This window comes from Agrococcus sp. SCSIO52902, assembly GCF_022983135.1.
GTDB classification, from domain to species: domain Bacteria; phylum Actinomycetota; class Actinomycetes; order Actinomycetales; family Microbacteriaceae; genus Agrococcus; species Agrococcus sediminis.
Genome location: NZ_CP095269.1, coordinates 1446334 through 1460457, shown reverse-complemented (window position 1 = coordinate 1460457; position 14124 = coordinate 1446334). Strand labels below are relative to the sequence as shown.

At 74.8% G+C, this 14124-nt stretch carries 10 protein-coding genes; 6 read left to right on the top strand and 4 right to left on the bottom strand.

Annotation, left to right across the window (positions count from 1 at the left end):
- Positions 1-6: 6 nt before the first annotated feature.
- Positions 7-1221, bottom strand: a complete 1215-nt coding sequence (locus MU522_RS07215; RefSeq protein ID WP_192575841.1) for an MFS transporter — start codon at positions 1219-1221, stop codon at positions 7-9.
- 24 nt (positions 1222-1245) lie between these two features.
- Between MU522_RS07215 and MU522_RS07210 the strand changes: the two genes are divergently transcribed.
- The 3 genes from MU522_RS07210 to MU522_RS07200 all read left to right on the top strand — a co-directional run bounded on the left by MU522_RS07210 (position 1246) and on the right by MU522_RS07200 (position 4869).
- Positions 1246-1428: a hypothetical protein gene (locus tag MU522_RS07210; RefSeq protein ID WP_164877157.1), complete on the top strand. Its 183-nt coding sequence runs from the start codon at positions 1246-1248 to the stop codon at positions 1426-1428.
- Positions 1425-2276: a formyltetrahydrofolate deformylase gene (purU, locus tag MU522_RS07205; protein WP_128190135.1), complete on the top strand. Its 852-nt coding sequence runs from the start codon at positions 1425-1427 to the stop codon at positions 2274-2276. The genes MU522_RS07210 and purU overlap by 4 nt, the downstream gene beginning before the upstream one ends.
- A gap of 100 nt (positions 2277-2376) precedes the next feature.
- Positions 2377-4869, top strand: coding sequence for an ExeM/NucH family extracellular endonuclease (locus tag MU522_RS07200; RefSeq protein WP_146355564.1), 2493 nt, complete (start codon positions 2377-2379; stop codon positions 4867-4869).
- Between the two features lie 120 nt (positions 4870-4989).
- Here MU522_RS07200 and MU522_RS07195 read toward each other — a convergent pair whose 3' ends face one another.
- The 3 genes from MU522_RS07195 to MU522_RS07185 all read right to left on the bottom strand — a co-directional run bounded on the left by MU522_RS07195 (position 4990) and on the right by MU522_RS07185 (position 10925).
- Positions 4990-8385 (bottom strand): error-prone DNA polymerase, encoded by a 3396-nt coding sequence (locus tag MU522_RS07195; protein ID WP_246990398.1) that lies wholly within the window; start codon positions 8383-8385, stop codon positions 4990-4992.
- 178 nt (positions 8386-8563) lie between these two features.
- A complete protein-coding gene (locus tag MU522_RS07190) occupies positions 8564-10120 on the bottom strand; it encodes a DNA polymerase Y family protein (protein ID WP_246990397.1) in 1557 nt (518 codons plus the stop codon).
- Positions 10121-10205: 85 nt separating this feature from the next.
- A complete protein-coding gene (locus MU522_RS07185; RefSeq protein WP_246990396.1) occupies positions 10206-10925 on the bottom strand; it encodes a hypothetical protein in 720 nt (239 codons plus the stop codon).
- A gap of 121 nt (positions 10926-11046) precedes the next feature.
- On the opposite strand from MU522_RS07185, the gene MU522_RS07180 reads away from it, so the two are divergent.
- The 3 genes from MU522_RS07180 to MU522_RS07170 are packed head-to-tail and all read left to right on the top strand — an operon-like array spanning position 11047 to position 14007.
- A complete protein-coding gene (locus tag MU522_RS07180) occupies positions 11047-12015 on the top strand; it encodes a hexose kinase (RefSeq protein ID WP_246990395.1) in 969 nt (322 codons plus the stop codon).
- Between the two features lie 59 nt (positions 12016-12074).
- The gene (locus MU522_RS07175) at positions 12075-12521 is read left to right on the top strand and encodes a GNAT family N-acetyltransferase (RefSeq protein WP_128190652.1); all 447 of its coding nucleotides are present in this window, start codon (positions 12075-12077) and stop codon (positions 12519-12521) included.
- A gap of 28 nt (positions 12522-12549) precedes the next feature.
- Entirely contained in the window at positions 12550-14007 is a 1458-nt protein-coding gene (locus MU522_RS07170; protein ID WP_246990394.1) for an alpha-amylase family glycosyl hydrolase, read from the top strand.
- The last annotated feature ends 117 nt before the right edge of the window (positions 14008-14124 follow it).

The following is a 14124-nucleotide window of genomic DNA, read 5'->3' as shown; positions in this document are numbered from 1 at the left end:
GCGCGGTCAGGCCGCGAGCGACCGCCGGTGCGTCGTGAAGCCGATGAGCACGAGGCTGATCGCGACGGCCGCGAAGAGCACCCACGGCAGCGCGCCGGGGCCGGCCGCGTCGTAGACGATCGCGCCGAGCAGCGCGCCGCCGCCGATGCCGGTGTTGAAGCCGGTCGTGTACCAGGCCATCGCCGGCTGCAGCAGCCGCTCGGTCGAGGCGTGCAGCACGCGCGTCTGCAGCAGCGGCGGCAGCGCCCCCATCGCGAGCCCCCAGACGAGCACGGCGGCGATCGTCAGCGGCAGCGCGGTCGAGAGCACGAGCACGAGCATCGTGGCGAGCATCAGCACCATGCACAGCACGGCGCCCGCGAGCGCGCGGCGCCCGAGCCACAGGGTGAGCGCCACGATCGCGAGCGCGCCCATGAGGCCGTAGGCGAGCAGCGCGGGGCTGAGCCACGCCTCCGGCAGGCCCGCGTGCTGCACGAGGAACGGCGCGATGAACGTGTAGAAGGCGTACTGGCCGGTCATCGCGAGGGTGGTCGAGACGACCGCGACGACGATGCCGCGCACCGACTTGTCGGGGTCGGCCACGGGCACGGCGATCGAGCCCGTCTCGGTCGTCGCGACGTCGGCGAGGTGGTCGACGGCCGGCAGCACCCGCCACACCGCGAAGGCCGCGACGAGGCACGCGACGCCCAGCACCGCGAACGACGCGCGCCACCCGACCGCCTGGCCGAGCAGCGTCGACAGCGGCAGGCCCAGCACGAACGCGAGCGAGCCGCCGGCGCTCGTGATCGCGACCGCCCGCCCGATCTGCTCCTTCGGCACGAGGTAGGCGGCGTAGGCGCCCACCACCGTCCAGAAGACGCCGTGCGCGAGGCCGCCGACGATGCGCGTGGCGACGACCCACTCGTACGAGGGCACGACGGCGCCGGCGGCGGTGGCCGCGGCGAAGACGAGCAGCACGCCGATGACGAGCCGGTGCCGTGGCAGCCGCCGCGTGAGGCGGATGAGCGGGGTCGACGAGAGCACGACGGTGAAGGCGAAGACCGACACGAGCAGGCCGATCGCGCTCTCCGAGACGCCGAGGTCGCGGCTCATCGGCAGCACGAGGCCCATCGGCAGCATCTCGATGGAGATGTTCACGAAGATCGCGAGCGCGAGCACGAGCAGCGCCGCGAGCGGGAAGCGACCGGTCGTCTCGCCCCGGGCCGTGCTCTGCTCGCTCACGACCGGCAAGCCTACGCTGGGCGGATGCTGACCCTCGAGGCGATCGTCGCGCTGCCGCTGCGCTCCGCACGGGGGTGGCAGCCCGGCTACCCCGCCCCGGCCGTCGACGCGTGGCGAGCCCACGCGCTCGCCTTCGCGGCGCATCCGGAGTCCGACGCGCTCGCGGCCCGAGTGAGCGCCGCGCGCCTCGTAGACTCGACCGGGTGAGCGCGAACCACTGGATCCTGTCGTTCGTCTGCGACGACCGGCCCGGCATCGTGCACGCGATCACCGGCGCCATCGTCGACTGCGGCGGCAACATCACCGAGTCGCAGCAGTTCTCCTCGGCCGACACCGACCGCTTCTTCATGCGGCTGCAGGTCGAGGCCGAGGCCGAGCGGGCCGACTTCGAGGCGCGGCTCGCGCCGGTCGTCGAGCGCTACGGCATGCAGTGGCAGCTCGACGACGTCGGCCGGCCGCTGAAGACGCTCGTGCTCGCGTCGAAGGCCGCGCACTGCCTCAACGACATGCTCTTCCGGCAGCGCGCCGGCCAGCTCTCGGTCGAGATCCCGCTCGTGCTCGCGAACCACCCCGACCTCGGCTCGCTCGCCGCGTTCTACGGGGTGCCGTTCGAGCACGCGCCGGTCGTCGACGCCGAGTCGAAGGCCGCGTTCGAGCGCCGCATCCTCGAGGTGGTCGAGCGCGAGGGCATCGAGCTGGTCGTGCTCGCCCGCTACATGCAGATCCTCTCCCCCGAGCTGTGCGCGGCGCTCGAGGGGCGCCTGATCAACATCCACCACTCGTTCCTGCCCGGCTTCAAGGGCGCGAGCCCCTACCGGCAGGCGCACGCGCGCGGCGTGAAGCTCATCGGCGCGACGGCGCACTTCGTCACGAGCGACCTCGACGAGGGCCCGATCATCGAGCAGAACGTCGAGCGCGTCGACCACGCCCAGTCGCCCGCGCAGCTCGTCGCGATCGGGCAGGACGTCGAGTCGCGCACCCTGTCGCGCGCCGTGCAGTGGTTCGCCGAGGACCGCGTGCTGCTCGACGGGCAGCGCACCATCATCTTCCGCTAGCCGCGCGCATCCGTCATCGGATGTTCATCGGCGGGTCTGGTCCCGCGTCACACCCTCCGGCTAGGTTCAGGAGCGTCCCTGCACCTCGACGGAGAGATCCATGCGCGCACGCACCCTGCTCGGCACCGGAACGGTCGCCGCGCTCGCCCTCACGGGCATCGTCACCGCCCCGGCACACGCCGCCGGCCACCCGGTGATCAACGAGTTCTCTGCCAACATCACCGGCACAGACATCGAGTACATCGAGATCCTGGCCGACCCCGGCACCGACGTCAGCGGCCACTCGCTGCTCGTCGTCAAGGGCGACACGGGCACGCAGCAGGGCCTGGTGCTGCAGTCCAACCCGGCGCCGGCGCTCGACGCCGACGGCCGCGGCACGCTGCAGTACCCGGTGAACGGCATCCAGAACGGCTCGGTCTCGCTGCTGCTCGTCGACGGCACCGCCGCGGTGGGCTCGAGCGTCGACGCCGACCTCGACGGCACGATCGACGCGGGCGTCGCCTTCACGGTCGTCGACGCGATCGCGCTGCTCGACGGCGGCTCGGGCGACCTCGGCTGGGGCACGGCGCTCGCGCCGTCCTTCGACGGCGGCTCGTTCACGGTCGGCGGCGCGAGCCGGGTGCCCGACGGCGTCGACACGGATGCGCCGTCCGACTGGGTGCGCAACGACTACGACGGCGCGGGGCTCGCGGGCTACACGGGCACCATCTCGGCCGGCGAGGCCTACAACACCCCGGGCGCGGCGAACGAGGTCTTCGAGGCCGAGGAGCCGCCGGTCGAGCTGACCTGCGAGGCCGACGCGACCGCGATCGGCGCCGTGCAGGGCGCCGGCGACTCGACCCCCGTCGAGGGCACGACGGTGACCGTGCGCGGCACGGTCACGGGCGACTGGCAGAGCGGCGGCTTCAACGGCTTCACGCTGCAGGACGCCGGCGACGGCGACGCGGCCACGAGCGACGGCATCTTCGTCTACGCCCCCTCCTCCCCCGACGTCGCCGCGGGCGACCTCGTGCAGGTGACGGGCACCGCCGCCGAGCACTACGGCATGACGCAGGTCTCGAACGCCTCGGTGCTCGACTGCGGCGACGGCGCGCTGCCCGCGCCCGTCGAGCTGACGCTGCCGGTGGCCGACCACGAGCCGACCGAGAGCATGCTCGTCACGCTGCCCCAGACGCTGTCGATCCTCGAGTACTACAGCTACGGCCGCTACGGCCAGGTCGTCGTGGGCACCGAGCGCCAGATGCAGCCGACCGCGGTCGCCGACCCCGGCTCCGCCGAGGCGGCCGCGATCGCCGCGACCAACGCGGCGAACCGCATCACGATCGACGACGGCCGCTCGACGCAGAACCCCGACCCGGCCATCCACCCCGGCAACCTCGCCGAGTTCACGCTCGAGAACGACTTCCGCGGCGGCGACACGATCACCGGCATCACGGGCGTGCTCGACTGGCGCTTCGACACCTGGGCGATCCAGCCGACCGCGGCGGGCACCTACGCCGAGGTGAACAGCCGCGAGGCGTCGCCCGAGATCGCGGGCGCCACGCTCGAGGTCGCGTCGTTCAACGTGCTGAACTACTTCACGACGCTCGGCAGCCGCGGCGCGCAGACCGCTGAGGAGCTCGCGCGTCAGGAGGCGAAGATCGTCGCCGCCATCACCGAGCTCGACTCGGCGGTCGTCGGCCTGCTCGAGATCGAGAACAACGACGGGGCCGCGCTCGACGCGCTCGTCGCGGCGCTCAACGAGGCGGCCGGCCCGAACGCCGACGGCTCGGCGCGCTGGGCGGGCATCGACACCGGCACGCTCGGCACCGACGAGATCACGACGGCGATCATCTACCAGCCGGCGCTCGTCAGCCCCGAGGGCGCCCACGCCGTGCTCGACTCGAGCGTCGACCCCCGGTTCGACACGACGAAGAACCGGCCCGCGCTCGCGCAGTCGTTCCGCGACCTCGCGACCGACCGCATCCTCACCGTCGCGGTCAACCACCTGAAGTCGAAGGGCTCCGCGTGCGAGGGCGACACCGGTGAGCCGGAGCAGGGCAACTGCAACGACGTGCGCACGGCCGCGGCCGAGGCGCTCGCCGACTGGCTCGCGACCGGCCCGACGGGCGTCGAGTCCGACGGCTCGCTCATCATCGGCGACTTGAACTCGTACGACCACGAGGACCCGATCGCGGCGCTCGCGGCGGCCGGCTGGACCGACCTGCTCGCGCAGTTCCAGGGCGAGGAGGAGTACACCTACGTGTTCGACGGCCAGCTCGGCTACCTCGACTACGGCCTCGCCGACGCCGAGATGCTGCCGTACGTGGTGGGCGCCGACGCGTGGCACGCGAACGCCGACGAGACGAGCCTCATCGACTACTCGATGCAGTTCAAGCAGGCGGCGCAGGATGCGCTCTTCGCGCCCGACCCCTACCGCGCGAGCGACCACGACGCCGTCGTGATCGGCCTCGCGTTCCCCGAGGACGAGCCCGAGGAGCCCGGCACGGGCGGCCACCCGGTGTTCGGCGACGCCCACCCGGTGCACGGCGACGACCACCCTGGCCAGGGCTTCGGCAAGGGCAAGGGCCCGGGCGCGCCGCGCGCGGTGTGACCGACGGGGCGACGGACTGACGTCCTGACGCGGAGGGGCTCGGCTGCGGCCGGGCCCCTTCGCCGTGCCCGGCAGTTCGCAGCCCGCACTCCGCAGCCCGACTCCCCTCGACCGGCGCTCCTACGCGAAGTCGCGCGACCGCGGGCTCGGCACATCGAAGCGGTCGAGCCGATCGGCCAGCACCGCGATGACGCCCTCCGGTGTGCGCTGCAGCATGCCGCGCACGACGAGCGCGGGCGAGTGTCGCGCCACCTGCCGCGAGTGCGCCCACAGGCCCTTCGAGACGATCACGTTGAGCATGCCCGTCTCGTCCTCCAGGTTCATGAAGGTGACGCCCTGCGCCGTGCGCGGCCGCTGGCGGTGCGTGACGATGCCGGCCGCCTGCACCCGCCTGCCCGGCTCCGCCTCGGCGAGCGACGCGATCGGCAGCACCCCGCGCGCCTCGAGCATCGCCCGCGCGTGCCGCACCGGGTGGTCGTCGGTGGCGACGCCCGTCGACCAGACGTCGAGCGCCACCTGCTCCTCGGCCGACAGCAGCGGCAGCAGCGGCACCTCGAGCGTCACCTGCGTGCCCTCGAGCTGATCCTCGCGCTCCGTCGACGCCGGGCCCGCGAGCCACAGCCCCTCGCGGCGTCCGACCCCCAGCCCCTCGAGGGCACCGGCGGTCGCGAGCGCCTCGAGCTCGCCGCGGTCGAGCGACGCGCGCCGGGCGAGGTCGTGGATGCCCTCGAGCGGACGCTCCTCGCGCGCCGCCACGATGCGCTCGGCGGCGGCGCGGCCGACGCCCGCGACGCTCGACAGGCCCATGCGCACGGCCAGGCCCGCGTCGCGCCGGTGCCGCTCGCGCATCCGCCTCGACTCGGTCGCCGCGGGCGGCACCGGCGGCTGCTCGCGCGCGAGGCACGCGTCGTCGCCCGGGCGGCGCTCGCCGTGCGGCTCGAGGCCCGCGTCGACGCCCGAGCGCACCGCATCCGGCCGCAGCGTCTCGACGCCGTGCCGCGCGGCGTCGGCGACGAGCGACGCCGACGACCAGAAGCCCATCGGCTGGCTGCGCAGCAGCCCCGCGAGGAACGCTGCCGGGTAGTGCAGCTTCAGCCACGACGACGCGTAGACGAGCTTCGCGAACGCGAGCGAGTGCGACTCGGCGAAGCCGAAGCCCGCGAACGCCTCGATCTTGCGGTAGATCGTCTCGCCCACCTCCTGCGAGATGCCGTTCGCGGCCATGCCCTCGAACAGCTTCGCCTTCAGCGCCTCGATCCGCTCGCGCGACCGCTTCGAGCCGATCGCGCGCCGCAGCTGGTCGGCCTCGCCGGCGTCGAAGCCGCCCACCGCGACCGACATCTGCATGAGCTGCTCCTGGAACAGCGGCACCCCGAGCGTGCGCTCGAGCACCGGCACCAGCAGCGGGTGCGCGTACGTGATCGGCTCGGCCCCCACCCGCCGGCGCAGGTACGGGTGCACCGCGTCGCCCTGGATGGGGCCGGGGCGGATGAGCGCGATCTCGACCACCAGGTCGTAGAAGCAGCGCGGCTTCAGGCGAGGGAGGGTGGCCATCTGCGCGCGCGACTCGACCTGGAACACGCCCACCGCATCCCCCTCGCAGAGCATGTCGTAGACGCCCGCCTCCTCGGCGGGCATGCTCGCGAGCGACCATGACTCCCCCGTGTGCTCGGCCGCGAGCGCCAGCGTGTGCGAGAGGGCGCCGAGCATGCCCAGGCCCAGCAGGTCGAACTTCACCAGGCCCATCCACTCGCAGTCGTCCTTGTCCCACTGCAGCACGGTGCGGTTCGGCATGCGCGCCGGCTCGATCGGGCAGACCGAGCCGACCGGCTCCTCGGTGAGCACCATGCCGCCGGAGTGGATGCCGAGGTGCCGCGGGGCGTGCAGGAACTCGCCCGCGAGCGACACGACGGGCTCGGGGATGGTGTCGACGTCGACCTTCGAGTACGACTCGACCGACTTCGACCAGGCGTTCTGCTGGCCGACGGCGTAGCCGAGCGCCTTCGCCGCGTCGCGCACCGCCGACTTCGGCCGGTACGTGATGACGTTGGCGACCTGCGCGGCGTTGCGGCGGCCGTAGCGCTCGTAGACGTGCTGGATGACCTCCTCGCGGCGGCCGGCGTCGAAGTCGATGTCGATGTCGGGCTCCTCCTCGCGCATCATCGAGATGAAGCGCTCGAACGGCAGCCGGTAGCGGATCGGGTCGACGGCGGTGATGCCGAGGATGAAGCAGACGGCGCTCGCGACGGCGCTGCCGCGGCCCTGGCAGAGGATGCCCTGCGCGTGCGCGAACTCGGCGATCTCGAAGACGATGAGGAAGTAGCCGACGAAGCCCTTCTGCTCGATGAGGCCCAGCTCGTGCTCGAGCCGGGCGGCGACCTCGGCGCTCGGGCGCCCGTCGACGGTGTCGTAGACGCGCGGCAGCCGCTCGGCGACGAGCTCGCGCAGCCAGCTCATCGGGGTGTGGTCGCCGGGCGCGTCGATGACGGGCAGGCGGGGGGATGCGGCGCGCAGGTCGAAGGCGAGGGCCCGGCCGAGCGCGGCCGCGGTGCCGACCGCGCCGGGGAACGCCCGGAAGCGGCGCGCCATCACGCTGCCGGCGCGCAGCGACGGCACGCCGCCCGCGGGCAGCCACGCGTCGAGCTCGTCGATCGAGCGGCGGGCGCGCACCGCGGCGACGGCATCGCCGAGCCGCTGCCGGGCGGGGCTCGCGATGTGCGCGTTGGTGGTCGCGACCACGGGCAGGCGGCGCTGCTCGGCGAGCTGCGCGAGCACCCGGTTGCGCTCGAAGTCGCGGGGGTCGCCGATGTCGCTCAGCTCGACCGCGACCCGGTCCGGGCCGAACAGCGACGTGAGCCGGTCGAGCTCGCGGCCCGCGGCATCCGCCCCGTCGGCACCGGCGCCGTGCCGCTCGAGCGCCTGCCGCACGCCGCCCTTGCGGCAGCCCGAGAGGATGAGCCACTCGCCCCGTGCGGTCTCGGCGAGCCGCTCGAGCTCGAAGATGGGCCTGCCCTTCTCGCCCGGGCCGTGCAGGTCGGTGGCGAGGTAGCCGTCGGTGAGGGCGGTGGCGAGCGCCGTGTACCCGGCCGGACCGGTCGCGAGCGCCACGAGGTGCGAGCCGTCGGGGTCGGGCACGCCCTGCTGCGGCGCCTCGAGGCCGAGCGTGAACTCGGTGCCGAAGACGGTCGGCAGGCCCGCCTCGGCGGCGGCCTCGGCGAAGCGCACGGCACCGTAGAGGCCGTCGTGGTCGACGAGCGCGAGCGCCTCGAGGCCGAGCCTGCGCGCCTCGTTCACGAGCTCGGCAGGGCTCGAGGCGCCGTCGAGGAACGAGTAGTGCGAGTGCGCGTGCAGCTCGGCGTACGGGGTCGCGGCGCCGGGCGCGGGCACGCGGATGCGCTCGCGGCGCGCGTCGTCGAGCTCGGCCGGGTGGGCGACCTTGCCGGCGCCGACGTCGCGGTCGGAGAGGATGCCCTCGAGCTCGCGCCAGGGCATCGCGGGGTTGTTCCAGCCGGCCATCGGTCACCTCCCCCGCTCATCCGCCGGTCGAGCCGCCCGCGCAGCGGTCGAGTCGAGGCCACCCGCCCGGCCCCAGGCGCCGTTCGTCGACCGGCTCCGTGTGCGCCCGACCGGATAGTCCGGTCGAGCGCGCACAGGACCGGTTGACGGACGAGCGCGGCCGGCCGGCAGCGCGACGTCACGCATAGCGGCCCTCCGCGAGCCAGGCGCCGTCGGCCTGCAGCAGCACCCACGCCTCCCCCTCGCCGTCGAGGATCTGCACGCGGTGCACGACGTCGCCGAGGTTGCGGCGGCGGATGGGCCACGGCCCGGCCCAGGCGACGACGCGGCGGCGGGGCGCGGCGGGCGGGGAGAACGCCGCGGGCGCCCCCTCGCGCACGTCGAGCGCCGCCGCCTCGACCGGCGCGCCCGCCGCATCGAGCAGCCGCACCGGCAGCGGCGGCCGGAACACGACCGCCGGCCGGGGCGGCGGCAGCGCGCCGGGCCACGGGCCGGCCGCCTGCGCGGGCGCCGCGTCGCCCCAGGGCGTGAGCACGCCGCGCTCGGCGAGCAGCCGGCCGCCGCCGGGGGTCGCGGTGAGCACCGCCTCGCGGCCGAGCATGCCCTGCAGCCGCTCGAGCGCGTGCTTCGTGCGGTCGTCGATGTCGCCGCCGCCCCACAGCCCCGGCATGTGCTCGGCGTCGGCGTCGAGCCGCTCGGGCAGCGCCTGCACCTCGACGAGCGCCGAGCCGAGGTCGCCCTCGGTCAGCTGCCAGCGCATGCGGTCGACGATGTCGCCCGCGCGCAGGAAGCCGGGCTGCCGCCACAGCCGCTCGCTGACGCGGCCCTCCTCGCCGCGCAGCACGATGCGGATCTCGCTGCACACGAGCCGCTGCTCGGCCAGCTGCCGCACGAAGCGCTCGACCGGCTCGCGCACGGCGAGCGCGAGCTCCTGCACGCCCTCGATGCCCGGCTCGAACACGAGCCGCAGCGCCCGCTCCTCGCCGAGCCCGCTGTCGTCGACGCGGCGGTCGTCGCCGCCGCGGGCGCGGGTGAGGGCGACGAGCCCCGCCTCGCCGAACCGGTCGCGCACGCTGTCGTCGGGCAGCTGCGCGAAGCCGCCGAGCGTGTGCACGCCGAGCCGGTGCAGCATGCCGGGCAGCTCGTCGTCGCCGAGCACGCCCACCGGCAGCGGGCCGAGGAAGTCGCGGCTGCGCCCCGCCGGCACGATCGTCTCGCGGCCCAGCTGCGCGGCGAGCTCTGCCGTGAAGCGGTCGTCGGCGACGCCGAAGCTCGCCGAGAGCCCGAGCGGGTCGAGTGCGCCGCGCACCGCCTCGAGCGCCCGCGACTCCGACCCGTAGAACCGGCTGGCCCCCCGCATCCGGAACGCCAGGGCGCCGTCGCCGATCGGCTGGGCCGCCGGCACGACGGCGAGCACCGCGCGCACCACCCGCTCGAACGCGAGCGCCTCGCCCACCGGGTCGGCGGGGGCGAGCGCGAGCATGGGCGACGCGGCCTGCGCGTCGCGCACCCGCATGCCGACCCGCACGCCGTCGGCGCGGGCTTGCTCGTCGCACGCGACGAGGCGCAGCGCGTGCACGATCGCGCCCGGCGCGCCCTGCTCGCCGCCGGCGGGCAGCGCGCCTGTCTGGCGCGCGACGACAACCGGCCAGTCGGGCACCCGCAGCACGCCCACGCGACCGCCGCCCACCCGCGCGCGGGGCGGGGCGCTGCTGCTGGTCGTCTCGGCTGCCACACCCCATGATCGAACAGACGTTCGAATGCCGTCAAGCAGATGCGGCGTGTCGATCGGGGCGGATCCGACCGGTCGGCGCGGACCCTCAGGCTGCGGGCTGGTGCTCCGCGAGCGCCGCTCCCAGGGCGAGGTCGGGCTCGGGCGCGAGCTCGGGCCCCGCGAGCCCGCCGCCGATGGGGATGCGCGCGAGCCGCGGCGCTCCGCCCGACGACGCCTCGACGAGCAGGCTGCCCCCGGCGATCCTGCCGTCGCCGTCGGCGAGCCCCTCCCACTCGGCGCGCAGCGACCGCACGACGGTCGCGGCGTTGGGCCACGGGCCGGCGACCAGCAGCGTCGAGGACGCCTGGCGCAGCCGCGCCGCGATGCGGGCCGCGTCGGTGTGGGTCACGCGGCCGGGCGAGGCGGCGAGCACGACCGGCATCGCCTCGGCGAGGCTCGCGACCACGTCGAGCCAGGCCCGGCCAGGATGCGGCACGAGCGCGATGCGCTCGATCGGCACGCCCAGGTCGCGGGCGGCCTCGACGCCCAGGTCGGGCATCCCCACGATCGCGCCCCACGCGCCGGCCGGCATCGCCGCGCCCAGGCAGGCGAGGGCGAGGCTGCGCGACTCGATGCTGTGCGCGGCGCCGGGCCTGAGCGCGCGCACGACCTCCGCGAGCCCCACCGCGGCCGGCTCGACCGGGGCGGGCTCGACCTGCAGGGAGGCCGCCTGCTGCATGCCGCGCAGCCGCTCGCGCAGCGCCTCGACCGTCGCCGTGCGGTCCGCCCCCGTGCGGCGCTCGAGCCTCGTCGATGCCATCCCCATCCCTCCATTCTCGAACACACGTTCGAACGGGTCAACCGGCGGCGGCGTGTCGACGATCGGCCCGCGTGGGATGATCGAGCCACCCCGCCCGCTGCGGGGGCGACCGCGACGAGGAGGCCAGATGGCGACCGACGCCGATGCCCGAAGCGTCGCACCGACCGCTGACTCGGCCACTCGCGGCCCGATCCTCTGCGTCACCACCAACCCCGCGATCGACATCACGTACACGATCGACGAGCTGCGACCGGGCGTCAGCCACCGCGTGCCCACGGGCCTCGCCCGCGCCGGCGGCAAGGGCGTCAACGTCGCGCGCGTGCTGCACCAGCAGCACGAGGACGCCATGGTCATCGCCCCGATCGGCGGGCCGGTGCAGGCGATCTTCGTGCACGACCTCGACCGCTCGGGCATCCGCCACCGGCTCGTCGAGGTCGACGCGCCCACCCGCCGCACCACCGCGATCGTCACGCCCGCCGGCACCACCAACCTCAACGAGACGGGCGAGGCGGTCGACGCGCGCGGCTGGGAGCAGCTGCTCGACATCATGCGCGAAGAGGCGCCCGGCGCCCGCGCGGTCGCCTCCTCGGGCTCACTGCCGCCCGACACGCCCGCGCACCTGTGCGCCAGCATCGTCGAGATCGCCGTCGCTGCCGGCACGCCCGTGATCGTCGACGTCGGCGGCGAGCAGCTGCGCCACGCGGTCGCCGCGGGCGCCACCGCCGTCAAGCCCAACCGGCACGAGCTCTTCGACGCCATGGGTGGCGCCGACCCGCTCGACGCCGCCCGCAGGCTCGCCGCCCTCGGCACCGGCACCGTCTTCGCGTCGCTCGACGTCGAGGGGATGCTCGCGGTGCTGCCCGACGGACGGGCCTGGCACGCGCGCATCCACCAGGTGCTCGACGGCAACCCGACCGGCGCGGGCGACGCCGCCGTCGCCGCGCTCGCGCAGGCGATCCCCGAGGGCGCGACCCTCGAGGAGCAGCTGGCGCGGGCCACCGCGTGGTCGGCCTCGGCCGTGCTGGCGGCCCAGGCGGGCACGATCGCCGACCCGCGCGAGCTCGCTCGGCACATCCGCATCACGCCCATCGGCTGACGCCGAACGTTCATCCCCAGGCCCCTGGGCATCCGTGGGCGCGCTGGTACGGTGTGCGCATGGAGAACCTGCGCCTCGAAGAGCTGAACGCGGCCAACATCGTCGCCGCCAACGGCATGACGCTCAAGCGGGGCCAGGAGGCCTTCCTCGCCGGCAACGCGCGGCTCGAGGAGTTCGTCAACACGCAGAGCGCCTGGCAGCGCGTGATCTTCGACGGCGACGACCCGGTCGCGTTCGTGATGGCGAACTTCGACCCCGAGGTCGACCGCGAGGAGTACCGCTCGAGCATCCTGCGCATGTACGTCGCAGGCGACGCGCAGCGCAAGGGCGTCGGCAGCTTCACCGTCGACCAGGTGTGCGAGGAGGCGCGCCGGCTCGGCTTCGACAGCGTCTACGCCGTCTGGGAGGAGGGCGACCTCGGCCCCGGCAAGTTCTTCGAGGCCGTCGGCTTCGAGGTGATCGGCGAGAACGAGTACGGCGAGGCCATCGGCCGCAAGAGCCTCTGACGCGCCGAGCGCCGAGCGGGAGCCTGCAGTGCCAGCGGGTCGCACCGCGCGCCGCCTGACGGCAGCCGTCGCCACCGCCGCCGTCCTCGCGGTCGCCGGCTGCGCATCCGCCGCCCCCGAGCGCCGCGACACGGGGCTCGCGATGTTCCAGTGGACGTGGGACGCGATCGCCGCCGAGTGCCCCGCGCTCGGCGAGGCGGGCGTCGCCTGGGTGCTGACGTCGCCGCCGCAGGAGCACGTCGACGGCGCGACCGCCGGCCTCGCGGGTGCCGACGGCTCCGAGTGGTGGTGGTCGTACCAGCCGGTCTCGTACGCCGTCGAGTCGCGGCTCGGCACGCGCGACGAGTTCGCCGCGATGACGGCCGCGTGCGCCGAGGCGGGCGTCGACGTCTACGCGGATGCGGTGGTCAACCACATGGCGGGCGTCGAGTCGGGCACGGGCTGGGCGGGCACCGACTTCACCCACTACGCGTATCCCGGGCTCTACGCGCCCGACGACTTCCACGACTGCGACCGCACGCCCGACGACGACATCGACGCGTACCGCGAGCCGTTCGTGATCCAGCACTGCGAGCTCGAGAACCTCGCCGACCTCGCGACCGAGTCCGAGCGGGTGCGCGCGGCCATCGGCGCCTACCTCGACGACCTGCTCGCGCTCGGCGTGACGGGCTTCCGCATCGACGCGGCGAAGCACATCGACCCCGACGACGTGGCCGCGATCGTGGCGGCGCTCCCCAAGGGCACGCCCGTCATCAGCGAGGTGATCCGCGGCACGGGCGAGCCGGTGCAGCCCGAGCAGTACACGGCCTCCTCGACCGTGTGGGAGTTCGGATGGGCCGACCGGGTCGGCGCGTTCGTGCGCTCGGGTGCCGCGCGGGCGCTCGCCGACCTCTCCCCCGAGGCCTACGGGCTGCTCGACGAGCAGGCGCGCACCTTCGTCGCGAACCACGACACCGAGCGCAACGGCTCGACGCTCGCCTACCGCGACGGCGGCGCGTTCGCGGCGGCGACCGCGGTGATGCTCGCGAGCGACTACGGGCCGCCGACGCTCTACTCGGGCTACGCCTTCAGCGACCGCGACGCGGGGCCCGCGCTCGAGGCCGACGGCTCGGTGACGGATGCGTCGTGCACGGGCGACGAGACCGCCGACGCCGAGTGGGCCGACGGCGCGTGGGTGTGCCAGCACCGCTGGCCCGGCACGCTCGAGCTCGTCGCGTGGCGCACGCGGGTCGTGGATGCGCCGGTGACGGCGACCGAGCCCATGGGCACCACGCTCGCGCAGCTGCGCGGCGAGACGGCGGCGTTCGCCGTGCAGCTCGACGACGAGCCGACGACCGTCGAGGTGCCGGTCGAGCTGCCCGACGGCCGCTACTGCGACGTCGTGGTGCCCGACTGCGCATCCGTCGTCGAGGTCGTCGACGGTGTCGCAGCCCTCGAGCTGGGCCCGTGGCAGGCGGTCGCGCTCGACCGCTTCACGCGGCCGTAACCCTCCGGCCGCCGCTGGCCGAGGAGCCGGCAGCCGCCCTCTCCGCTGGTCGAGGAGCCCGCGGCCACCCCTTCCGCTGGTCGAGGAGCCCGCGGCCGCAGGCCGCGGGCGTCTCGA